We start from the raw sequence: 23,639 nt of genomic DNA, 5'->3' as shown, positions 1-23,639 counted from the left end.
TTAATAAATAAAGCTACCCTTTACTAAAACACAAACCTTAAAATCAACAACAATGAAAACAAAAATATATTTAATAATCCTTGCACTTTTTAGTTGGTGCACAGCGTTTGCCCAAATTTTTGAGGTCGATGGCATCAATTATTTCATAACAGCACCAGACAAAGTAAGAGTACATGTAAAAACTGGATGTTATTCAGGTGATATTGTTATCCCAGAATCTGTTGAATACTCAGATGATAATTATGCAGTTACTGCCATTGGTGTAAATGCCTTTAAAGGATGTTTAAGTTTAAACTCGGTGGCCTTGCCATCAAGTATTGAAGAAATTCAATCACAGGCTTTTTTAGAAGCAGAAAATTTAACTGCTGTAAACTTTCCAAGTTCAATTAGTAACATAGGCAATTATGCTTTCATGCGCTGTTATGCTTTGGAAACTATAGATTTGTCTGCTACATCTGTAACAACATTGGGAGACTATGCGTTTACAAGATGCGAAAGTGCAACATCAATAGTGTTGCCCAATACAATGACCTCGATTGGTGATTTCAATTTTTATTACTGTGGTAGCTTAACACAGATAGATATACCAAATACAGCAACATCATTGGGAATTAGAGCTTTTTCTTATTCTGGATTGACTTCAATTGATATTCCAGATTCTGTAACAACAATAGGGTTGTCTGCTTTTGAAGTTTGTGCTGATCTAGAAACTATTAACGTACCTAATTCAATAACATCAATTGGTGATAATGTTTTTTACGGAAATTATTCATTAACTTCATTTAATATTGGTGTTTCTGTTCCTTTAATAATTAATTCTAATGTCTTTGCCGGTACACCAATTAACAATGCCATTTTAAATGTTCCAGCAGGAAGTGAAAGCAATTATGCTACTGCACCTGTTTGGCAAAATTTTGGAACTATAAATGGAACTTTGAGCACAAATGAACAAAACATTGCTAATTCAGTAATGATTTATCCTAATCCTTCAAGTGAATTCTTATCAATTAGAGGAATTAAGGAACAAGAATTTTATGTAATATATAATCTTGAAGGTAAAATGGTGAGCAAGGGTATCATTTCAAATAATTTGAAAGTTAACATTCAGAGGTTAAAAAATGGAGTTTACTTTTTAAAATTAAACGATTATGATGCAATTAAATTTATTAAAGGAATTTAATGCAACTTTTACTTTTTAGCTTCAACTAATTCTAACAAATCAATACTAACGTTAGTTGTAAATAAGCCATAGTTCACTGTGGCTTTATTTTTTTCTATTGTATCAATTGATCCAACGGCTCTTCCATCGTGCATTCTTACCCGATCACCGACTTTTAATATCGGTTTAGGTTTTTCAACAACAACTTCCTTCTTTTTTGCCGCTTTTTTCTTTTTACGGATTATTTCAACCTTTTTCTCAGCCTCTTGTTTTATCTGGTTTTCCTTAGCTTTTTCGGCACGTTTTTGCTTGGCAGATATTTTTTTACGCTTAGAATTTTCAATCTGTACTAACCGGAATAATTCTGCCATTAACTCGCGTTTTTTCTTGTTACTCTGAAATTTCTCCGCTAAGTCATTCACTTTCTGTCCCAAGTAAATTAGTCGTTGATTACTATCATATAGCTCTTGAAAACTTTCTAGCTTCTTTTGAATTTTAGCATTTGTAAGTTCTAATTTTTCAGCTTCAGAAAGTTTCTTTTTTTCATTGGCTTTTAGAGACTGTTCTGTCTTTTCTAATCGGCTTCTTTGTTTTTGTAATTTCGCAATAGTTGCGTCAAATCTTACCTTTCCGCGTTCAATCTTCTTCTTAGATTTATTAATGAGGCTATATGGAATACCATTTTTTTGAGCAACCTCAAATGTAAATGAACTACCTGCCTGACCTGTAACCAATTTGTACATTGGTTCTAAACTCTTTTCATTAAAAAGCATATTGGCATTCTGCATATTTGGTAATTCATTTGCTAATAACTTTAAGTTGGAGTAGTGGGTTGTTATAATACCAAAAGCCTTTCTTTCATAGAAAACTTCTAAAAAAGTTTCAGCGAGTGCACCGCCAAGCTCGGGATCACTTCCAGTACCAAATTCATCTATTAAAAACAAGGTTTTAGAATTACATTTTTTTAAGAAGTAATTCATTTGCTTTAAGCGATAACTGTAGGTGCTCAAATGATTTTCAATAGATTGATTATCACCAATATCACTTATAATTCGATCAAATAAACAAACTTTACTACGCTCATGAACAGGAATTAAAATAGCGCTCTGAAGCATGACTTGTAACAGCCCAACAGTTTTAAGGGTTATACTTTTGCCGCCAGCATTGGGTCCAGAAATAACAATGATTCTTTTGTCATTGCTTAGACTAATAGACTGTGGAAATGTTTTTTCTCCCTTTTCTTTGTTAGTAAGAAAGAGTAGTGGGTGATAGGCATTTATTAAATCTAATTCGCGTTTATCTGATATTTCTGGTAAAATGGCATCCATAGATTGTGCATATTTTGCCTTGGCTGAGATGACATCAATCCTTGTTAAGAAAGTTTGGTAATCTCTTAAAAGTGGTAGAAACAATCGAATATATTCTGTTAACTCCTTTAAGATTTTAATGACCTCTTCCTTTTCTTCATATTCTAAATTATTTAATTCCCGTGTATATTGAAGTGTAGTTTCAGGTTCTATATAGACAATACTGCCTGTTTTACTTCCGCCCATTATCGCACCTTTAACCTTGCGCCTGTACATGGCTTTTACAGCCAGTACTCTTCTGTTGTCTACTACAGATTCTCTTATGTCATCTAAATACTCTAAACCGTAATATCTATTAAGTGCAGAGGAAAAACTACTATTTATTTTTCCTTTTAGTTTCTGAATTTCTTTTCTTAATTCTAACAACTGTAATGAAGCATCATCTTTAATATCTCCAAATCGATCTACAACTGCATCAACTTGTTCTATGATACCAGTTGTAACTTCGATATGCTGACTATATTGGTGTAATTTGGGATAGTACTCTTTGAATTTTTCTAAAAACTTTATAATACTATTTGCAGTTAAAGAAATACTTACTAATTTTTGGAAACTTGAAACCTCTAAATAAGAGTTTTCAATATTTAATAATTTAATCTCTTTATTTATGGATTCAAAACCATGATTTGGAATTCTATTGTCATTATCAAATGATGATAAATACTCATTTACATAATCTAATTCCCTTTTTAGTTGGACTTCTACCTCAAAAGGAGCAATAGTAGAAACAGCCTCTTTGCCTAAAGAAGTGGCAGTATATTCACTGATTTGTTCTAAAACCGTATTAAACTCAAGGTCTTTTAGGGTTTTTTCATGAATTCTTATCATGTTTCTGTTTCAGAATTTAGAAATGCAAATTTACGGTAATTACTCTAATATGTGTAATGCTCATCATTTGCGTGATATCCTTATTTTTGAAAAAATATCAAAGATGAATATCTTAATAGATAATAGTTGGAAACCTCATTTGCAAGATGAATTCGATAAATCTTACTTTAAAGATTTAGTAGCCTTTGTAAAGTTAGAGTATGAATATCATACCTGTTATCCAAAAGGATCGCAAATATTCAATGCTTTTAATCATTGCAAGTTTGATGATCTGAAGGTTGTAATTATTGGTCAAGATCCATATCATGGATATGGTCAAGCGAATGGGCTTTGTTTTTCTGTAAATGATGATATTCAGCATCCTCCTTCTTTGAAAAATATATTGAAAGAATTACAGCAAGATTTAAATATTACATATCCAGTTAGCGGTAACTTAGAAAAATGGGCAGATCAAGGTGTTTTGTTGCTAAATGCAACTTTAACTGTAAGAGCAAATGAAGCAGGAAGCCATCAAAATAGAGGATGGGAACGTTTTACGGATGCAGTGATCCAAAAAATAAGTGATCAAAAAGACAACATTGTCTTTTTACTTTGGGGTGGTTATGCCAAAAAGAAAAAGAAATTAATTAATACCAAAAAGCACTTGGTATTGGAATGTGGACATCCATCTCCATTAAGTGCAAATAGAGGCTTTTGGTTTGGTAATAATCATTTTAGCAAAACTAACTCCCGGTTGCTGCAAGTTGGCTTGTCTGCAATTGAGTGGTCACTAAAGTAGGTTTCTCGTTTCTTATAATTTGTGGCTTTTTGCTAATTGCTCTTTTAGTTGATTTATTACAGCTAAATATTAATAGCAAAAAATTTACCGCCACTAAAAAACTTAAAATCAGAGTAATTGTTAATAGCATATTATTCTGTTTTTTGTTGTTAATAGCACTTAGAGGGCTGAACAAATATAATTAAAAAATTGAAACACTGAGGTTTACGCGCTTAAATTGTAAGAAAAAGGGTGTAATATGCCTAAACATCGATGTATTTTGCCGTATAAAAAGGTCGTTTAATCGATAAAAATTAAGAATTTCTTAAATTTAACGTGGTTTTAATAAAAGATTATTAAATAATTGTTACTAAATCTGCAAATTTCACTTTTTTTGGAATTATGTCTAATTTTAGGAGTTCATTCTGCACATTTTCTATTGTTTTTTCGTCAATTACCTCTTGAGACCATTCTGTTAGAGAGAGCCACTCTTGTACATCTTCGAGTTTTTGATCGTATCTATTTGCAATTGTTTTGTCAATGCATGGTATGGATTTAAAATCGGCCGTAGTAGTATTTATAATTTCCAAGATTGATTTCAGGTCATCCTTGTGATTCTGAATAAACTCTTCACGTACGGCAATAACAAAGCATGGCCAAGGTGATGGGCAGTTACCGATTCTTCTAAATGTTCCATCATCAACTAATGGCTTTGTGGTAAATTTTTCCCACATAAAATAATCTGCATCACCATTAGTTAAACCTGTTATGGCACCATCAAGATTTTTAATTACTTCAAATTTTAAATCCTTATTTAAATCCCAACCATTATTCTTGGCATTTATATAAGCCATAAGGTGAGAACCCGAACCGTATCTGCTAATAGCCGCACGTGTACCTTTTATTTCTTCTATAGATATGAATTTTGAGTTTTGAGCGACATGGATGCCCCAAATTAAAGGTGTCTGAACAAATGTCTGAACTATTTTAGATGGATTACCTGCAATAATATCCTTAATAATTCCTTCAGTAAGAATAACAGCAATATCAATATCTCCAGAACGTAAAGCTTTACACATAGCTCCTGTGCCTCCATAATAATCGTGCCACCTTAAGTTTATTCCTTTTGGCTTATATTCACCATTTTTTAATGTTAAATACCATGCAAGATTAAAATGTTCTGGTACACCACCTATATTAACTTTTCTCATTATTATATATTAACGATGCGTTCTAAAGCGTATAAGATTAATTTTCCAACTGTTTTTTTCGGATTTTTACTAAAATCACCATTCGCTCTATTTGCTATAATAGCATTAAGAGATAGAGCTTCATGACCTAAGAGTTTTGAAAGACCATAGATAACTGATGTTTCCATTTCAAAATTAGTAATCCTAAATTCTTTATAATTGAAATTATCTAATTTAGAATTAAGTTGGTCGTCATGCAGTGGAAGTCTCAGAACTCTTCCTTGTGGACCATAAAACCCACCTGCAGTGCCAGTCATTCCCATAAACACCTTATCACTTTTAAAATACTTTTCTAAGTATTTACTGTTGTTAATTATAATTGGTCGTGCTTTATTATCATCCCAGTTGGTATGCTTTATAAATGCATCTTCAATTTCGGGATTGCTTATACCGTTAATTTGGTAAAAATGAAGCATTCCATTAATATCCAAACCATGTGTGCTCATAACAAAGGAATCTATAGGTATATCAGCTTGTAAGGAGCCTGAAGTGCCTATTCTAATTATATTTAAACTTGTTAGATTTGTTTTAGGTTTTCGGGTTTTTAAATCTATATTGACCAGAGCATCAAGTTCATTTAACACTATATCTATATTATCTGGACCAATTCCAGTAGAAATAACAGAAATTCTTCTGTCCTTGTAATAGCCTGTCTGTGTTTTAAATTCACGTTTTTGAGTACTAAACTCAATACTGTCAAAGTGCTTTGTAATCTTTTCAACGCGATCTTGATCACCAACAAATATTATGGTGTCAGAAATATCATCTGGTTTTAAATTTAAATGATAAACACTACCATCTGGATTTAATATAAGCTCTGAGTTCTTAATCGACATGCAATACCGTTTTTACGAGTTTATTTTGGTCAACACTAAATTGGTATTCTAATCTGTCAACACCTCCATAACTCATATTATTGTTTACCTCTGAAGCATAGTTATATCGCCTAAGTAATGCCTCGTGTCCTTTTCTATTTAGGTTCAATCCTTCGTCGGTTGTGTCATAGAATATGGATAGTTTATCAATTAATCGCTTCATTTGAAGGTCACCATACCCATAAAACCCTTGATAATTTAAACAGTAACCCATTAAATGATGTTCGGAGTTTATTTGATTATCCCTGATTAAGCGTAGTATATTATCTTCTAGAACGCTTAACCCACTCTTTTGGTGTGGGAAACGTTTCAAATGAGCTTTTAAACAATTGCTCATATATTTAAAACTAGAGTTAGTTACAATATATGGTTTTAAAATATTGTGGTCTTTACCACAGTAGGTTCTCCATAGGGCAATTGCTAATTTCTTATCCTCATCTGTAAGTAGTAGCTTTTCTTTATAATGGTTTTCGATTTGAGTTGGACTAAGTTCAGCGAGACCTTTCAGGTTTTTTTCACCTTCAACTCGTCCGCTACAAATTAAATACAATGGAATGTCAATTTCTTTTTGGTGTAAAAGATTAAGGACACCTAAAAGGTTAATGTGGCAAAACAAATCATATTCAAACCATAGATTTATTTCATCATATTTTTCAATATGATCTAATTTTGATAGTTCTTTCTGAAGTTCATTTGTATCAACTTCAATATCATAGTAAGACTTTAGAAAGTCAACTCTTAATTCAAAAAACTCATCAGAGTCAATTTTTGGAATGGTCGGACCTTCACATAACATTTCTTGCCATGTTAAAATATCATCTTTAAACCCAAGTTCCCTGAGATAATCGGTAAGAACATTACCATTAGTAATATGCAAACAAGTTTTTTCCATAGATTTATCCTCCAACTCGTTTTACATTGAAACCTCTATCCTTAAGCATAGTCATTATTTTATCTCTATAATCTCCCTGGATTATAATCTTATCGTCTTTAAAACTTCCGCCTACGCTTAGTTTAGATTTAAGTTCTTTAGCCAATTTTTTGAAATCCTCAGTTGCACCATTATAACCCTCAAGGATAGTAATTGGTTTACCTTTTCGTTTTTCGTATTTGCATATTATTGGATCGTCTTGCATCCAAATTTCATTAACATCGTCTTTTGCAATATCATCTGTATCTTGCACATGATCTGGAAACAAATTTTTTAATTGATCACTTAAATCCATACTATTTTTTTATCAATCCAAGTTCAACAAGTCGTTCATTTAAAAATTCACCTGCTGTGATATCGCCAAATTGTTTTGGATTGTTTTCATCTACACAGCCATCTAGTACATCTAATTTCATTTCACTTATTGGATGCATGAAAAACGGAATTGAATAACGAGAAGTTCCCCAAAGTTCACGAGGTGGATTTACAACTCTATGAATCGTAGATTTTAATTTGTTGTTTGTATGACGCGAAAGCATATCACCAACATTTATCATTAATTCATCTGGTTCTGCAATTGCGTCGATCCATTCTCCATCATGTTTTTGAACTTGAAGACCTCGTCCCTGAGCACCCATAAGAAGTGTGATTAAATTTATATCACCGTGCGCAGCAGCCCTAACTGCATTTTCTGGTTCTTCAATAATTGGAGGATAATGTATGGGCCTTAAAATAGAATTACCATTATGTATGTAAGCATCGAAATACGTTTCTTCTAAACCAAGATGTAAAGCTAATGCACGTAATACATATTTAGCAGTTTTCTCTAGCATTCTATAGGTTTCCTTACCAACTTTATTAAATTCTGGTAATTCTTTTACTTCTACATTTTCAGGATATTCTTTTCTTCTCTTTTTATCATCTTCTACATACTGGCCAAAATGCCAAAACTCCTTTAAATCTCCTTCTTTTTTTCCTTTGGCACTTTCTTTGCCAAAAGAAACATAGCCACGTTGGCCACCGATACCAGGAATTTCATAACTTCTTTTTGTTTCAATAGGGAGATCAAAAAACTTTTTTACTTCACCGTAAAGTCGGTCAACCAGTTTATCATCCAAGAAATGTCCCTTTAATGCAACAAAACCAATTTCTTCGTATGCTTTTCCTATTTCATTTATAAACTTTTGCTTTCGCTCTGGATCATTAGAAATGAAATCCATTAAATCTACACTAGGTATTCTATCCATTAGATTGTGATTTATTTTCTTCAATATACAAATCTAACGAAAATACTACTAAAATATTCGGTCCGATTTATTTACAATTTAAAGGTGTTTGTATTTTTATTGAATCAATTTTATTTACATTTGAGATAATCATTAAAATGCATTTATGCCCACCATAACTAAGAGCAATATAAACTACGATAAAAGGGATTTAAGTGATAAAGTATTACTGAGACTTTATTATAATATGCTAAGACCTAGGCTGATTGAAGAAAAAATGTTAATTCTTCTTAGGCAAGGAAAAATCTCAAAATGGTTTTCTGGTATAGGACAAGAAGCTATTTCAATTGGCGTTACTATGGCTTTGAAACCAAGTGAGTATATTCTCCCTATGCATAGAAACTTAGGTGTTTTTACGACAAGAGAGATTCCATTACATCGTTTATTTTGTCAATGGCAAGGTAAGGCAAGTGGTTTTACCAAAGGCCGTGATAGATCTTTTCATTTCGGTACACAGGATTATAACATTGTTGGTATGATTTCTCATTTGGGACCGCAGTTAGGCGTCGCAGATGGTATTGCCTTGGCAAATCTTTTGAAGAAAAATGCACAGGTCACGGCAGTTTTTACAGGCGAAGGCGGCACAAGTGAAGGTGACTTTCATGAGGCACTAAATGTTGCAGCAGTATGGCAATTGCCAGTAATATTTTGTATTGAAAATAATGGTTACGGACTTTCTACACCTACTAATGAACAATACCGTTGTAAGCATTTGGCAGATAGAGGTAAGGGCTATGGTATAGAGTCTTTTATATTAGATGGAAACAATGTAATAGAAACTTATACTAAGGTTAAAAAATTAGCTGAGAGTATACGGAAACGACCGAGACCAATTCTTATTGAATTTAAAACATTTAGAAGAAGAGGGCACGAAGAAGCTAGCGGTACTAAATATGTTCCTAAAGAATTGATGGATGAATGGGAGGCTAAAGATCCTATTGAAAATTTCAGGAGTTACCTGTTTAGTAAGAAGATTTTAAATCAAGAGATTGATGAGCAATATATTTCTGAAATTAAATCTGAAATTGATAGCTCCTTAGAGTCTGCCTATGCTGAAGAAGAAATAGTTCCAAATGAAAGTAAAGAATTAAAAGATGTCTATAAAGAGTTTGAATATCAGGATATTAAACCGAATAAAAAGACTCATGAATTAAGATTGGTTGATGCTATTTCTGAAGGCTTAAAACAATCTATGGAGAAACATAAAGATCTTGTAATTATGGGGCAAGATATTGCAGAATATGGAGGCGTTTTTAAGATAACTGAAGGATTTGTTAATCAATTTGGAAAGGAGCGAGTACGTAATACTCCAATATGCGAATCTGCTATTGTAGAAGTAAGTATGGGCTTGTCCATTGCAGGAATGAAAGCAGTGATGGAAATGCAGTTTTCGGATTTTGTTACATCTGGTTTTAACCCAATTGTCAATTATTTGGCAAAATCGCATTATAGATGGCAACAGCAAGCCGACGTAGTTGTAAGAATGCCTTGTGGTGGTGGAGTAGGTGCAGGTCCTTTTCATTCTCAAACTAATGAAGCTTGGTTTACTAAAACTCCTGGACTTAAAGTAGTTTATCCAGCCTTTCCTTATGATGCCAAAGGCTTATTAGCCACTGCAATTAATGATCCAAATCCGGTAATGTTTTTTGAGCATAAAGCACTCTATAGAAGTATACGTCAAAACGTACCAACAGATTATTACACATTGCCATTCGGTAAGGCTTCAAAGGTTAAAGAAGGTGAGGACATTAGTATAATTACATATGGAGCTGGTGTACACTGGGCTATTGAATCACTGGATGCCAATTCTCAAATATCTGCCGATCTCATTGACTTGAGGACACTTCAACCTCTAGACAAAGAATCAATAATAAATTCAGTTAAGAAGACAGGTAAAGTGCTTATTCTAAATGAAGATTCTTTATTTGGTGGAATTGCGAGTGATATCTCAGCATTAATTATGGAAGAATGCTTTGAGTTTTTAGATGCACCTGTTAAACGATTAGCAAGTATGGAAACACCTATTCCATTTGCCGTACAATTAGAAGACCAATATTTGGCTAAATCTAAACTTGAGGGCGTTTTAAAAGCGTTGGTCGCTTATTAGTTTGTCGGACTTTTTTATGCTTTCCTCGACATAGAGTACATTAAAGTTAAAAATATCTTAATGCTTTACAATTAAAATATTAAATTGGGGACGCTAAAAAAATTATCTAAAAATGAAAAACAAACTACTATTGTTGGTGCTTTGCATTTCAGCATTTTCATTCGCGCAAATCATACCGGATGATGTTAAGCCACCAAGTTGGAAACAGCCCAATGAATTTACTTCGAGTACAAAACCATTTAAACTTCAATCTTTTGACTTGAAGAGTATTCAAGATGAAGATAAAATAAATGACAAGGACAAGTCAAAACCATGGCGTTTCGGTCATGAATTGTATGTTGATCACAATTTTAATGAAGTAGGAGAATGGACAACTTTACCTAATGGAGATAAGGTATGGAGAATGTCGTATACATCTGAAGGAGCATTATCACTAAACTTTTTCTTTGATGTGTTTTGGATACCTGAAGGCGCAAAATTATATGTATATAATGATGCAAAAACAGATTTAATAAGACCATTTTCTCATCACAATAACAATCCTGAAGAGGTTTTAGGAACATGGCTAGTTGAAGGTGACAGAGCATGGATTGAGTATCACCAACCAGCCAACGTTGTTGGACAAGCAAAATTAACAGTAGGCTCTGTAATTCATGGTTACAGAACTGCAGAATCCTATCAAAAGGGTTTAAACGATTCTGGAGCTTGTAATCATGACGTAGATTGTGATATTACGCCTTCAGGAGCTGATCCTTATCAAGTAGATACAAGAAAAGAGGAAGTGAAAAAGGCTGCTGGGATGCTGGTTACAGGTAATACAGGATTCTGTTCTGGCACCTTGGTTAACAACACAAATAATGATGGTACGCCATATTTTATGACAGCTAATCATTGTGGCAATTCTGTTACTGGTTGGGCATTTAGATTCAATTGGAGAAGTCCAAACCCGTCTTGTGGTACGTTTACAAATAGCACAAATGGCTCATTTAATCAAACAGTAAGTGGTGCAGTTTTAAGAGCAAATAGCTCACAATCGGATATGGAATTAGTTGAAATAACTGATCCTACATTTTTTAATAATAACCCTGATGTTGTTTGGTCAGGTTGGAATAACTCAACGACACAAACTCCTAATTTAAATTTTGGAATACATCACCCAAGTGGAGATATTCAAAAGGTTTGTAGAGACGATCAAGGAGGTACTAGAATTCAGACTAGTTTTAATGGTAATCCTACAACTCAGGTTTGGCGTATTGCTGATTGGGATTTAGGAGTTACAGAACCCGGCTCATCTGGTTCTGGGTTATTTAATGAAAATGGAGAGTTGATAGGTGTATTATCGGGAGGTAGTGCTGCTTGTTCTGGTACTGACGATAATGGAGGGTTTGATATCTATGGTCGCTTTGGTGTGGCTTGGGATTTTGGTAGTTCGGCATCTTCAAGATTAAGAGATTGGTTAGATCCGGGGAATACAGGTGCTACAGAGGTTGGAATTTTTCCACCATTAGAAACTTATGATATTGATGCAAGAGTGTCTGCTGGTAGTGGGAATGAAGCTATTGTTTGTTCTCAAGATTTTTCTCCAGATGTAACGCTTATAAATCCAGGAAATTTAAACTTAACATCGGCAGATGTTACCTATTATCTGGATTCAGAACCAGGAACAACAATTAATTGGACTGGTAATTTGGCCACAGATGCAAGTCAAGTGTTGGCTAATCCTACATATAGTGGATTAACTCCTGGCAGTCATACTTTTACTGTTCAAGTAACAAATCCAAATGGTATGGTTGATGAAAATACCTCAAACAATAATTTTGTTTTTGCTTTTGAAGTTTCGCCAGAATTTTCAACGAATGAAATTATATTGAATATATCTACTGATGACTATGCTAATGAAACAACATGGGAATTTAGAAATAGCCTTGGGACTTTAATAGATAGTGGTGGTGCAAGTTATGTCGATTTTACTACATATCAAGAAACAATAACGATACCTGCGTTTGATGATTGTTACACATTTACGATTTTAGATTCATTTGGTGATGGTATTTGTTGTGGATTTGGAAATGGTTCTTTTGACGTACAAGATGAAAATGGAAATGTATTATTGTCTGGTGGTGATTTCGGAGCATCAGCATCTGTTTTGTTTAAGGCATTGGATCCATTAAGTATTGATGATAACTCACTAGGAGATTATGTTTCAATTTATCCTAACCCTGTTAAGGACGAATTAAATATTCGTACACAAAACATTAGTGAAGTGTTGGATTACGAAGTTGTAAATGCTCTAGGTCAGAGTGTTAAATTAGGTGAGTTACCTGTTAATACACTAAATAGAATTTCATTGTCAGAATTAAGTTCTGGTATTTATTTTATAAAATTGAGCACTGCTAATAGTAGTTTTGTGCAAAAAATAATAAAGGAATAGGGAGATATTTCTTTCTTTACATTAAAACTAAAAAGCCAGTTTATTAATTAAACTGGCTTTTTTAATACGCTGATTGAATTTGATTAGGTTCAATTCTCATAATTTGATTGTTTCTAAGTCATCATCTAAACTATTAGATGTATTGACAATTTTTGATAAAGCTCTCATAACTGTTTGATTTAGTGATTGATGAATGCGTTATTATCTATAACGTCTTTTGTTGTTCCAAGCATAACTTTTAGTTTCTACGGTTCTACTTGTTAATTGGTTGTCATTTAAAGTTCTCATAACTGTTTGATTTAATAATGATTGATGAATTACGTTTTTATCTATAACGTCTTTTGTTGTTCCAAGTATTACTTTTTGTTCCTTCAGTAGTACTTGTTAATTGATTATTGTTTAAAGTTCTCATAATTATTTGATTTAATGATTGATTAATTACGTTGTTATCTATAACGTCTTTTGTTGTTCCAAGTATTACTTTTTGTTCCTTCAGTAGTACCTGTTAATTGATTATTGTTTAAAGTTCTCATTATATTTCGTTTTTAATTGATTACACCTTATAGACGAGGTAAAAATGAATTTGTTACAGTACTTTGCATAACATAGTAGTAATTTAACAGATTTTAACTAATTCCGTGGCACTTTAACTTCTGAAACTATAAATGGGTAGGCCTTTTTAACGCTATTTAATTCAGATTTAGATAAATCTTCAGGAGCTTTATTATATATGTTTTTAGCATACTTTGATCTCAAATCATAAAAACCTTTGGTTATTATATCTTGCACATTAATATAGGACTCATAAGAGGTTAATGCATCGTGGCTAATTGATATAACAGCCTTTTTAGGATGATCTGAAGATTCTTTCTTTTGCAATCCACTACAATAGCCACAGTAATTGCTGCCATTGTTATCTACAAAATCAATAACAGTTTGTTTTAATTCCGCTATTGGAATTATTTCATTATTAACCATTATTTGATTTTCCGCATTAATATTAATTCTTAATAGGTTTCTTTCAGGAATATCAGACTTACATATTATTCCAGGAGGGCATTCTGCAGGTAATTGTCTTAAAATTCCTTTTTCCGCAGAAATAGTTGTAGTGACTAAAAAGAATATGAGTAATAAAAAAGCAATATCTGCCATTGAACCTGCGTTGACCGTCGCAGATTGTCTTCTTGTAGTTTTCATAATAAATTATTTAAAATGTTAATACAGTTAATGGCTCAAGAACAGTACCAATCTTGTTAAAGGTTATTAACAATATCCTCAATAAACCTTTACAATGTGCTATTTTTGCAAAATTAAAGGCTTAGCATTTATAAATGTCAACAGATACGTTAAACGAAAATATTACCGAGAAGCGATTATACGATTATCAGATCAAGGACCTTAACCGCATTTTTGATGTTATGGATGAGGAGTCTGACAACTTTAATCTACTATATCAGTTACCAACAGGTGGCGGAAAGACTGTAATATTTTCTGAAATAGTAAGACGCTACATAGAAAAGCACAACAAAAAAGTAGTAATTCTAACACACAGAATTGAACTTTGTAAGCAGACCTCTAATGTTCTTTCTGGTTTTAAAGTAATGAATAAAGTAATAAATAGTAAAGTTAAAACTTTACCAGACCAAGAAGAGTATAAGTGCTTCGTTGCAATGGTTGAAACGCTTAACAATAGATTGTCCGACAAAGATTTTGAATTAAATAATGTAGGACTTGTTATTATCGATGAGGCGCATTATAACTCATTTAGAAAGCTGTTTAAGTTCTTTGAAAATTGTTTTATTTTGGGTGTAACAGCCACGCCTTTAAGTAGTAACATTAAGTTACCAATGAAGGATAACTATAATAAGCTTATAGTTGGCGATGATATTGCAACCTTAATAAAGAATGGGTTTTTGTCAACTGCAGATATGTACCATTACGATGTAGGATTAACATCGCTTAAAATAGGAATTAATGGAGATTATACTGTAAAGTCATCAGAAGCACTCTATACCAATTCCCTGATGCAATCTAAACTGTTAACGGCTTATGAAGAGTTAGCAAAAGGCAAAAAGACCTTAATATTTAATAATGGTATCTATACCTCAAAAGAGGTGTATTACACATTTAAAAAGGCAGGCTATAACGTTCAGCACTTAGATAACACTGCTGGCAAGCAAGAACGGAAAGACATACTCAAGTGGTTTAAGAATACACCAGATGCTGTTTTAACTTCTGTTAGCATTTTAACTACTGGATTTGATGAACCTTCAGTGGAATCTATAATTCTAAATAGGGCTACGCGGTCATTGACTTTATATTTTCAAATGATTGGTCGAGGTAGCAGAATTTATAAAGACAGAACAACGTTTCAGGTAATAGATTTGGGTAATAATGTTTCGAGGTTTGGGCCATGGAGCCAACCTGTTGATTGGCAACATATTTTTAAATATCCTGATTTATATTTGGATAACATTATTGATGACGAGCTCTTAGAACGTGATTTTGTTTATGTAATGCCAGATGCTGTAAAAGAAAATTTCAAGAAAACTCCAAACATGGAATTTGATGTTAAAGCTACCTATAAAGAGGTTATAAAATCTGGTAAAAAATCATTTACTGTGATTGAACAGTCAATCGCTCACCATTCCCAGATGTGTATCGAAAACAGTGAAGATGTATACGATGCGAGGGCCTTAACAAAGTTGCTACAAGATGATATTGCTTACCGCATTAAACAATATAGCTACTGTATTATGAATAGTACAGATAACTATAAAGATTGGCTATTTGAAGAATATAATCGAAAATTAAGAATAAGTTTTAACGGTAAGTTTTAACGTTTTTTTGTAAGGAATTATATTTTTTAGCGTTTATTTTGAAATAGGTACAGTTTTTGAGTACTTGTTTAAAAAGAACTTGAAGTCTAAATAAAAGTGAAAGCATTCAAAGCCATACTAATTATATTCAGCATGTTATGCGCTAGTATGGTATATTCACAGGTTAAGGATAAGCAAACTAAATCAATTAGAATTCCAGCTGAAAAGTCTAAAAAGGATAAAGACTCCATCCCTTTAAAAATTAAGGTAGCACCAAAATTTGAAAAAGAAGCTGATAAGTCTGCAGGTCCTGAGAATGAAAATAAAAACTTTATTATTAAAGAATCCGAAAAACCATTTTCTATGGTTTATGATGATGGATTGAAAAGTTCTGGTGAAATTTTTGAAAAGCGTTGGAAAAAAGAACTTGTTAAAGGTGGCGTTATCAAAACAATGTCAGATCAATTTCTTGGAGAACATAAGGTAGATACAAAGTTTGTAAATATTGTATGTAGAGATCACGAGTTTCCTGATGGTGATAGAGTTCAGATTTTGTTAAATGGTTATATAGTTAAACAAAATCTCTTACTTACCAACAGTTATAGAAGAGTTGAAGTTAACCTAGCACAGGGTAAAAATATTGTAGATATTGTTGCTCTTAATCAGGGTGATTCGGGCCCTAATACTGCAGAATTTGTTGTCTATGATGATAGAGGTAAAGTTATATCTTCAAAAGAATGGAATTTATTAACTGGAGTAAAGGCCAGAATTGTCTTTAACAATGAAAAAACCGTTATTAAATCTAAAGAAGGAGAAAAAGAAGAAAACGACGAAGCTTCTAATAATTAATTTCTTCAACGTCTCCTGGATTCATACCATTTAATTCATAATTCCCGATTCTTACTCTCACCAAACGTAATGTAGGAAATCCAACTTTTGCAGTCATTTTTCTTACTTGTCTGTATTTACCTTCTTTTAATGTAATTGAAATCCATGAGGTAGGTCCATGACGCTCGTCTCTTACATACCTATCGATAATATGATTGGTATTTGATAATACGTTTACCTTACATGGTAGTGTATTATAGGATTCTCCTTTTACAGTAATTTTTACACCTTCTCTTAATTTGTTTAACGCTTTTTTATTAATAATACCGTCTACCATGACATGGTATTCTTTTTCAACTTTAGAACCTGTGATATGGCTGCTAAACTTTCCATCTGTTGTTAAGAGCAAGAGGCCTTCAGATTTTTCGTCCAATCTACCCACAGCCATTATTCCTTCAGGAAAATCATTTAACTCCCCTAATAAATGTTTGGACTTTCGTTTTTTCTGATTGTTAACAAACTGGCTTAAAAAACCATAGGGCTTGTATATTTTATAATATAAATGCTTTGTACTGATATTGATTAATTAAAAAAGTTGATGTAGTTTATCTCTATTATATGTCAATAGTCGAATTTAAAATTCTTACAAAATTGAAAAAACTTATCTTACATAAATCAGAAATATTTCTGTAAAGCTATTAATTAATCTAGATTCCCTCATATATGGTTTTAAAAACTACTGTAAATTATAATAGACGTTTACTATTTTTATTTTTTTTAATCGTATTTATAACGTCAAACTCTCTTGCACAAACAACCACATGGACTGGTGCAATAGGTACAGATTGGTTTGATCCAGGGAATTGGAGTGATGGTGTGCCAGATGCTAATGATGATGTAGACTTACAAGATGCAACAAATGACCCTGTAATTAGTGGTACAACAGCACTTGCAAATTCTGTTCTTGTAAATGAAAATATTGTTTTAACTATTGATGCAACAGGTACTTTAGAAGTTGATCTCGTAAGTACTACTTTTGCAATTAATGCCATAACAGTTTTAGGAACCATAAATAATTCAGGTACGATAAGTATTGGAGCAACTTCAAATTCTGGACAAAGAGGGCTGGTTATTGGACAGGCTACTCCTTCAGCAGTTCCGGGTACATTTAATAATTTAAACGGTTCATTAGTTCAGATAGATAATTTTTCATTTACAGGTATTGGTATTACTTCTGCAGCTGGTAACAGCTTTACAAATGATGGTATAATAGAAATTGGTATGATTACTGGCACTAGTCATGGGATTTTAGGAGATACTGGAACGTTTACAAATGGCACCAATGGTGTAATAACTTTAGAAAATTTAACAGGAAATAGTATTTGGATTTTTAAAAATTTCATTTTTGAAAATAATGGATCAATTAATATTGGTTTAGATTCTGCATCAGGTGGTTCATTTAGTATTGATAATGCTGGAACATTTAGTAATATGTCAAGTGGTAATATTGATATTAGGGGATTTACCAATAGAGGGATTTATGCAAGAAGTGGTACAGAAATTTCTTTTCCTGGGGAGTTTAATAATTCTGGAGTTATCAATTTAGATGGTGAGGTTGGTGCTGGAGCTTATGGAATTGTTGTACAGGGAGAGTTTTCTACATTTAATAATTTAACCGGTGGCAGTATTAACGTCACTGATGTATCAACTTTAGGAATTTCAGCAGGTTTCGGAGGTGTCTCGGATTTTGGTTCGGTTTTTAATAATTCAGGGAATATAAATACACTTGGTGATTTAACAACCACTAATCAAGGCGTAGGAGTTTGGGATGGAACTTTCAACCACAATAATGGTATTATTACAGTTGACAATGCTGATTTTGCTATTAGTTTATTCACTGGTGGAACTAGTACATTTAACAATTCATCTACTATAGTTGCTCAAAATTTACCCTTTGCAACATCAGATTTAGTTTATGGAGATGAAAACAGTTTTGTGAATAATCCTGGTGGATCTATTTTTGGTACTGGTGAAATTGAAATTTTTGGACCTTATGTTAATAATGGAGGTTCTTTTAACCCAGGAGATGCCGGCAGTGATTATGGTTTAATTAGATTTAAGGAAAATGCAGATTTAGGTAATTCTATAATTAATTTGGATATTAATGGAAATACCACACCAGGTATAGATTTTGATAAAATTGAAATTTTTGCTTTTCAAGAACAGGTTTTAAACTTAGGAGGAACCTTAAATTTAAATATTACCTACACGCCAATTGAAGATGTAGAATACATAACCATCTTTGAGGCACCAGTAATTAATGGTGAATTTACTACTGTTAATGGCTTGCCTTCAAATGAGTGGAATATCCTATATAATTTTCCAGATGTAGGACAAGTATCAATCGAATATGGTGCCATTAATAGTGTACAATCCGGCCCCTTTTCAGACCCTAATACCTGGGCTAACGGTTTGGTACCAAATGCTGACACACCAGCTATTGTAGAAGGCACACATGTGGTAACTATTGATGTACCTTCAATACAAGTAGCAAGGCTACAAGTAACTGACAATGCAACGGTAATAATACCACCTACCACTACCTTAATGGTATCTGAATCTGAAGGTCCTGCAATCATAAATGATGGAAATATTCAGATAGATGGAAATGTAGATATTACTTTTCCAACACAAGCTGGGATTGTAAATTCTGGTACGATGTCGCTAGATGGTGAAATATCAGTAAGTAATACAGAAACAGCAATTGTTAATACCGATACATTTATGATAAATGAAGACGGTGTATTAAATATTGATTTCACAATAAATGCTGCAATTGAAAGTCAAAGTGGTTCAGAGTTTACAAACAATGGCTTGGCTTCAATTGGTTTGGATCCAACTGGCGGGAATAGTGTTGGCCTTTATGCAATAGACCTAGAGGGTTATTTTGAGAATACTGCAACAGGAATTTTAGAAATACAAGGAACCACAGATGCAGCAATACTATTACCTGATGGAGTGACAACATTAACCGGCCGTAATCCTAATGATGGTATATTTTTAAATAATGGTATTTTAAGACTAGATGCGCTACAAACAGGGACGGTTCAGCAGTCAGATAATGCAGCCCAAATGAAAGGAAAGTATACTCATGTTTTGAAGAAAAGACCACAACCAAATCCTGGGCGAGATATTACAGAATTTGCATCTTATTTAAATGAGCTATTCTCCTTTTTGACTGGAAGTGGGATAATTGATAGTGATATCACAAGCCTTAATGGTGGTACAATTTCTCCAGGTATATTAGATGGTGAGGAGGGTATTATTATTTTTGATGGTAGCGAGGATTTTCAGAACGTTACTTTAGATATTGATGTAAACGGTAAAACTTTAAAAGGTACAGATTATGATTTGATTGCAGTTATCGGTACAGCTACCTTGGGAGGAGATCTGAAAGTTGATTTTAATTATACGCCAACAGAAGGTGATATAATAACTATAATTGAAGCAGATGATATAGTTGGTACGTTTAATAACCCTACATTACCAATGGATTGGACGGTTCAGTATAATAATCCTTCTCAAGGTAAGGTTTCATTGCAGTTTGGCGATGCATTGTCTATAGATGAAAATCCATTAAATGATTTGAAAATTTATAATCTTCATGAATTGGATGTTATTGTAATTGAAGGTCTATTAATTTCGGCTACAAAAATAGATTTATTTGATATTAGTGGAAGACGAATACTACAACAAGAATTAGACGTTTCGTCTAACATAAATAAAATTAATGTATCTGCTTTGGCTTCTGGTACTTATGTTATTAAAATAAAAACAGGGTATGATATTACAAAAACACAAAAAATTATAATCAATTAAGCTGATCAATTTAATATAGTTAAAACCACATTTAAATTGATGTGGTTTTTTGTTACCACCAAGTTATAAAGACCTTTTTCAAAATATTATTTTCTGATTTTAACCAACAAAGGGGAGATCTATTTTCAATTATAGAGTTCTTTAATATAGCTTCTGCTTCTTCAAAATGAATCCAGTTTACATTTAATTTTGGTTTACACAACCATTCTAGTTTAGTTGGAATATAAAATTTGTATTCCTTTAAGCTGTCAATTAACTCATAGTTAATATAATCACCAACAATGCACTTTTCATTTAATGGATGAATAGGTAGTTCTTCTCCATAATATGGTTTAAAGAGTTGCGCTTTAAAGCATGTCACTTGCTTTATGTTTTCAATATCAAAGTTAAATTCCTTAATTGCTGACTTTGTTTCGGTTTTATAGAGCAGGGGAAATTGCTTGTCATTTAGTTTATTTAATTTGTAAACTAAATTATCTTTTCTATTTGGTCCTATCCAATGACTCAGGGGGTTTTCAACTTTAGTTTTGGGCGCAAATAAGTAAAATTTATAAATTATCTCTAAATGAAAAGGTTGCTCATCTATTAGAAACAGTAGATCTAATTCACCAATGGTTTCCTTCGCTTTTTTAATTTGAAGGTTTTCAGAAACGATATTCACACAAGATTGATTTCTTAATTGAAACGTCACAAATTTTTCAACCCATTTCCCTAGACGAATTAAATTATATTCTTTATCTTTAGAAAAGGTGTTGTTTGTCTGTTCAGGCAAAAATTGCTCCATTCCGTACACCTTTTTACCCTTCCAAAGCAAGGGTGTGCCTTGAAATCCTTTGAACATTTCCTGTATAATCTCAGTATTGGGATGAGTCATCATTAATTGTGCAAAAAAATTTAAAACCTAACTTATGTCATGTTTTAAAAACTAAAGTAAAAGTAACTTTATTGATGCAATTTAAAAGGATTTCTAACATTCAAAAATCACTAAACATATGAAAGTATTCGATAACAAGCACATTAAAAATGTGGCTTTTGTTGGTACACATCGTGCCGGCAAAACCACATTATCTGAAACCATGCTCTTCGAGGCTGGTCTAATAAACAGACGAGGTACTGTAGAGCAACAAAATACCATATCGGATTACCATGAATTTGAGCACCAGCGCGGTGCTTCTGTTTTTGCTACCCCTTTGCATACAGAATGGCGTAATTATAAAATCAATATAATTGACACTCCTGGATTAGACGATTTCATTGGTGAAATCATGTCCTCTATTCGCGTTGCAGATACCATAGTCACCGTTATCAATGCAAAACATGGTGCCGATATCGGAACTGAGATCATCTGGAATTATGTAGACAAATACCATAAACCGACGCTTTTTGTAATTAATAAGATTGATAGTGAAAAGGCAAATTTTGAAATGAGTTTTAATAGCCTAAAAGAACTTGTTGGTAAGAATGCAATATTAATTCAATATCCTATAAAATTAGATGGAGCCCAATGCATCATAGATGTTCTAAAAATGAAATGTTACAAATTTGGATCTGAAGGAGGTAAACCTGAAAAATTACCTATACCTGAAGATCAGCTAGAGTATGCTAATATGCTTCATAATGAATTGGTTGAAAAAGCCGCTGAGAATGATGAAGAACTAATGGAACTTTATTTTGATAAGGGCACACTTAATGAAGAGGAACTTAGAAAAGGTATTAAGCTGGGAATGCTTAATCATGACTTCTTTCCTGTATTTTGTGTTTCTGCTTTAAAAGACATGGGTACTGGCAGATTAATGGGCTTTATTGATAATGTGGCTCCTGCCGCAGCAGATTTAAAACCTGAACAAACAATAGAAGGAGAATTGATTAAACCAGAATTAAATGGAGATACATCACTTTTTGTATTTAAAAATATTTATCAACCCAATTTGGGACAGATAACTTTCTTCAAGGTTATGTCTGGTGAAGTTAAGGCAAATGACAAATTATATAATACTAGAACTGGTGAATCTGAAACTTTAAACCAACTCTATATAATGGATGGTAAACAAAAACATTCAGTAGAGAAATTAACTGTTGGTGACATAGGAGCAACGACTAAATTAAAGTATACTGAAACTAATGATACTTTAGCTACTAGTGCTGAAGCAGGTACTATAAAGCCAATAAAGTTTCCTCAACCAAGATTAGTTAAGGCTGTATTTGCAGAAAACACTGCTGAAGAGGAAAAATTAAGTGATGCTCTTAAAAGGATTCATAGTCAAGATTTAACAGTTGATTTGAGCTATAACAGTGAAACGCACCAAACATTAGTAGGTACTCAGGGTGAATTGCACTTATCAACTTTAAACTGGCTCTTAGAAAATATTTATGACGTTAAGCCAAGGTTTGAATCACCAAAAATCTCATATAGAGAAACAATTCAAAGAAGCGCAACTGCTAATTACAGACATAAAAAGCAGAGTGGAGGATCAGGTCAATTTGGGCAAGTGCATCTTAAGATAGAACCTTATTATGAAGGAATGCCAGAGCCAGAAGGGTTTTCACTTAGAGGTAAGGAAGAGGTAGATCTTCCGTGGGATGGCAAATTAGTATTTTATAACTGTATTGTTGGTGGAGTTATTGACCAACGCTATTTACCTTCAATTATGAAAGGTATTTTAGAGGTTATGGAATCTGGTCCTCTTACAAAATCTTATATAAGAGATGTGAGAGTAATGGTATATGATGGTAAAATGCATGCTGTAGATTCTAACGACATCTCTTTTAAAATTGCAGGATCACATGCCTTTAAGGATGCTTTTTTAAACGCAAATCCGAAACTTCTTGAACCAATTGAGCAAATGGAGTTAAGAGTACCAGAGCAAATGGTTGGTAACGTTATGACTGAATTGCAGAGTAGGAGAGCTGTTATACAAGGCATTGAAACAGAAGCACATTATCAAATTTTGAAATGTACTATTCCTTCTGCAGAATTAACTGATTTTTCAAGTCAACTGAGATCTGTAACACAAGGTAGAGCAACATATTCTTCAAAATTTTTAGGATATAATGCTGTACCTAATCATATTCAAAAAGAATTAATAAAACAACACGAATTAATAACCACCTAAATACAAGTG

Annotated in this window: 17 protein-coding genes; 8 read left to right on the top strand and 9 right to left on the bottom strand. The window is 32.8% G+C overall.

All coding sequences use genetic code 11. The features are described 5' to 3' along the window. The first annotated feature begins 52 nt into the window (after nucleotides 1–52). Nucleotides 53–1,180 carry a leucine-rich repeat protein gene (locus ACFWV9_RS10525; protein WP_411895173.1) on the top strand — a complete coding sequence of 376 codons (1,128 nt, stop codon included), beginning with the start codon at nucleotides 53–55 and terminating at the stop codon, nucleotides 1,178–1,180. 8 nt (nucleotides 1,181–1,188) lie between these two features. On the opposite strand, the gene ACFWV9_RS10520 is transcribed toward ACFWV9_RS10525, so the two are convergent. Next, the gene (locus tag ACFWV9_RS10520) at nucleotides 1,189–3,354 is read right to left on the bottom strand and encodes an endonuclease MutS2 (RefSeq protein ID WP_411895172.1); all 2,166 of its coding nucleotides are present in this window, start codon (nucleotides 3,352–3,354) and stop codon (nucleotides 1,189–1,191) included. Nucleotides 3,355–3,457: 103 nt separating this feature from the next. On the opposite strand from ACFWV9_RS10520, the gene ACFWV9_RS10515 reads away from it, so the two are divergent. After that, complete coding sequence (locus tag ACFWV9_RS10515) at nucleotides 3,458–4,132, top strand: uracil-DNA glycosylase (protein WP_411895171.1); 675 nt, start codon at nucleotides 3,458–3,460, stop codon at nucleotides 4,130–4,132. A 335-nt stretch (nucleotides 4,133–4,467) separates the two neighbouring features. Here the strand turns inward: ACFWV9_RS10515 and ACFWV9_RS10510 are convergent, their stop codons facing one another. The 5 genes from ACFWV9_RS10510 to ACFWV9_RS10490 are packed head-to-tail and all read right to left on the bottom strand — an operon-like array spanning nucleotide 4,468 to nucleotide 8,414. After that, nucleotides 4,468–5,322 carry a substrate-binding domain-containing protein gene (locus ACFWV9_RS10510; protein WP_411895170.1) on the bottom strand — a complete coding sequence of 285 codons (855 nt, stop codon included), beginning with the start codon at nucleotides 5,320–5,322 and terminating at the stop codon, nucleotides 4,468–4,470. 2 nt (nucleotides 5,323–5,324) lie between these two features. Continuing rightward, nucleotides 5,325–6,197 (bottom strand): nucleoside phosphorylase, encoded by an 873-nt coding sequence (locus ACFWV9_RS10505; RefSeq protein WP_411895169.1) that lies wholly within the window; start codon nucleotides 6,195–6,197, stop codon nucleotides 5,325–5,327. Beyond that, a complete protein-coding gene (locus ACFWV9_RS10500; protein ID WP_411895168.1) occupies nucleotides 6,187–7,128 on the bottom strand; it encodes a DUF1835 domain-containing protein in 942 nt (313 codons plus the stop codon). Before ACFWV9_RS10500 ends, ACFWV9_RS10505 begins: the two co-directional genes overlap by 11 nt. A gap of 4 nt (nucleotides 7,129–7,132) precedes the next feature. Next, the gene (locus ACFWV9_RS10495; RefSeq protein ID WP_411895167.1) at nucleotides 7,133–7,462 is read right to left on the bottom strand and encodes a translation initiation factor; all 330 of its coding nucleotides are present in this window, start codon (nucleotides 7,460–7,462) and stop codon (nucleotides 7,133–7,135) included. A gap of 1 nt (nucleotide 7,463) precedes the next feature. Beyond that, complete coding sequence (locus ACFWV9_RS10490; protein WP_411895166.1) at nucleotides 7,464–8,414, bottom strand: isopenicillin N synthase family dioxygenase; 951 nt, start codon at nucleotides 8,412–8,414, stop codon at nucleotides 7,464–7,466. 145 nt (nucleotides 8,415–8,559) lie between these two features. Between ACFWV9_RS10490 and ACFWV9_RS10485 the strand changes: the two genes are divergently transcribed. Both ACFWV9_RS10485 and ACFWV9_RS10480 read left to right on the top strand, forming a co-directional pair. Then, nucleotides 8,560–10,560, top strand: a complete 2,001-nt coding sequence (locus ACFWV9_RS10485) for a thiamine pyrophosphate-dependent enzyme (protein WP_411895165.1) — start codon at nucleotides 8,560–8,562, stop codon at nucleotides 10,558–10,560. A gap of 112 nt (nucleotides 10,561–10,672) precedes the next feature. After that, complete coding sequence (locus tag ACFWV9_RS10480) at nucleotides 10,673–12,991, top strand: T9SS type A sorting domain-containing protein (RefSeq protein WP_411895164.1); 2,319 nt, start codon at nucleotides 10,673–10,675, stop codon at nucleotides 12,989–12,991. Nucleotides 12,992–13,621: 630 nt separating this feature from the next. On the opposite strand, the gene ACFWV9_RS10475 is transcribed toward ACFWV9_RS10480, so the two are convergent. After that, nucleotides 13,622–14,188: an ExbD/TolR family protein gene (locus tag ACFWV9_RS10475; protein WP_411895163.1), complete on the bottom strand. Its 567-nt coding sequence runs from the start codon at nucleotides 14,186–14,188 to the stop codon at nucleotides 13,622–13,624. Nucleotides 14,189–14,322: 134 nt separating this feature from the next. Here ACFWV9_RS10475 and ACFWV9_RS10470 point away from each other — a divergent pair, with 134 nt between their 5' ends. Together ACFWV9_RS10470 and ACFWV9_RS10465 are read left to right on the top strand one after the other, a co-directional pair. Next, on the top strand, nucleotides 14,323–15,831 hold the full coding sequence (locus ACFWV9_RS10470; protein WP_411895162.1) for a DEAD/DEAH box helicase: 1,509 nt from the start codon (nucleotides 14,323–14,325) through the stop codon (nucleotides 15,829–15,831). Between the two features lie 96 nt (nucleotides 15,832–15,927). Beyond that, on the top strand, nucleotides 15,928–16,659 hold the full coding sequence (locus ACFWV9_RS10465) for a hypothetical protein (RefSeq protein WP_411895161.1): 732 nt from the start codon (nucleotides 15,928–15,930) through the stop codon (nucleotides 16,657–16,659). On the opposite strand, the gene ACFWV9_RS10460 is transcribed toward ACFWV9_RS10465, so the two are convergent. After that, complete coding sequence (locus ACFWV9_RS10460) at nucleotides 16,649–17,188, bottom strand: pseudouridine synthase (protein WP_411895200.1); 540 nt, start codon at nucleotides 17,186–17,188, stop codon at nucleotides 16,649–16,651. The genes ACFWV9_RS10465 and ACFWV9_RS10460 overlap by 11 nt on opposite strands. 173 nt (nucleotides 17,189–17,361) lie before the next feature. On the opposite strand from ACFWV9_RS10460, the gene ACFWV9_RS10455 reads away from it, so the two are divergent. After that, entirely contained in the window at nucleotides 17,362–20,517 is a 3,156-nt protein-coding gene (locus ACFWV9_RS10455) for a T9SS type A sorting domain-containing protein (RefSeq protein ID WP_411895160.1), read from the top strand. Nucleotides 20,518–20,569: 52 nt separating this feature from the next. Here ACFWV9_RS10455 and ACFWV9_RS10450 read toward each other — a convergent pair whose 3' ends face one another. Further along, on the bottom strand, nucleotides 20,570–21,394 hold the full coding sequence (locus ACFWV9_RS10450; RefSeq protein WP_411895159.1) for a DUF1853 family protein: 825 nt from the start codon (nucleotides 21,392–21,394) through the stop codon (nucleotides 20,570–20,572). 115 nt (nucleotides 21,395–21,509) lie between these two features. Here ACFWV9_RS10450 and ACFWV9_RS10445 point away from each other — a divergent pair, with 115 nt between their 5' ends. Then, nucleotides 21,510–23,630: an elongation factor G gene (locus tag ACFWV9_RS10445; RefSeq protein WP_411895158.1), complete on the top strand. Its 2,121-nt coding sequence runs from the start codon at nucleotides 21,510–21,512 to the stop codon at nucleotides 23,628–23,630. Nucleotides 23,631–23,639: the final 9 nt, after the last annotated feature.

It is taken from the genome of Winogradskyella sp. A2 (assembly GCF_046762865.1).
Classification (GTDB): domain Bacteria; phylum Bacteroidota; class Bacteroidia; order Flavobacteriales; family Flavobacteriaceae; genus Winogradskyella.
Note: the sequence above shows the minus strand (reverse complement) of the source record. Positions and strands in the feature narration are given on the sequence as shown.

Excerpts from the sequence above, each read along its gene's own strand:
- ACFWV9_RS10450 (WP_411895159.1), bottom strand. The coding sequence starts at position 21,394 with ATGATGACTCATCCCAATACTGAGATTATACAGGAAATGTTCAAAGGA.
- ACFWV9_RS10515 (WP_411895171.1), top strand. The coding sequence starts at position 3,458 with ATGAATATCTTAATAGATAATAGTTGGAAACCTCATTTGCAAGATGAA.
- ACFWV9_RS10500 (WP_411895168.1), bottom strand. The coding sequence starts at position 7,128 with ATGGAAAAAACTTGTTTGCATATTACTAATGGTAATGTTCTTACCGAT.
- ACFWV9_RS10525 (WP_411895173.1), top strand. The coding sequence starts at position 53 with ATGAAAACAAAAATATATTTAATAATCCTTGCACTTTTTAGTTGGTGC.
- ACFWV9_RS10490 (WP_411895166.1), bottom strand. The coding sequence starts at position 8,414 with ATGGATAGAATACCTAGTGTAGATTTAATGGATTTCATTTCTAATGAT.
- ACFWV9_RS10485 (WP_411895165.1), top strand. The coding sequence starts at position 8,560 with ATGCCCACCATAACTAAGAGCAATATAAACTACGATAAAAGGGATTTA.
- ACFWV9_RS10505 (WP_411895169.1), bottom strand. The coding sequence starts at position 6,197 with ATGTCGATTAAGAACTCAGAGCTTATATTAAATCCAGATGGTAGTGTT.
- ACFWV9_RS10445 (WP_411895158.1), top strand. The coding sequence starts at position 21,510 with ATGAAAGTATTCGATAACAAGCACATTAAAAATGTGGCTTTTGTTGGT.
- ACFWV9_RS10455 (WP_411895160.1), top strand. The coding sequence starts at position 17,362 with ATGGTTTTAAAAACTACTGTAAATTATAATAGACGTTTACTATTTTTA.
- ACFWV9_RS10475 (WP_411895163.1), bottom strand. The coding sequence starts at position 14,188 with ATGAAAACTACAAGAAGACAATCTGCGACGGTCAACGCAGGTTCAATG.
- ACFWV9_RS10470 (WP_411895162.1), top strand. The coding sequence starts at position 14,323 with ATGTCAACAGATACGTTAAACGAAAATATTACCGAGAAGCGATTATAC.
- ACFWV9_RS10480 (WP_411895164.1), top strand. The coding sequence starts at position 10,673 with ATGAAAAACAAACTACTATTGTTGGTGCTTTGCATTTCAGCATTTTCA.
- ACFWV9_RS10520 (WP_411895172.1), bottom strand. The coding sequence starts at position 3,354 with ATGATAAGAATTCATGAAAAAACCCTAAAAGACCTTGAGTTTAATACG.
- ACFWV9_RS10495 (WP_411895167.1), bottom strand. The coding sequence starts at position 7,462 with ATGGATTTAAGTGATCAATTAAAAAATTTGTTTCCAGATCATGTGCAA.
- ACFWV9_RS10510 (WP_411895170.1), bottom strand. The coding sequence starts at position 5,322 with ATGAGAAAAGTTAATATAGGTGGTGTACCAGAACATTTTAATCTTGCA.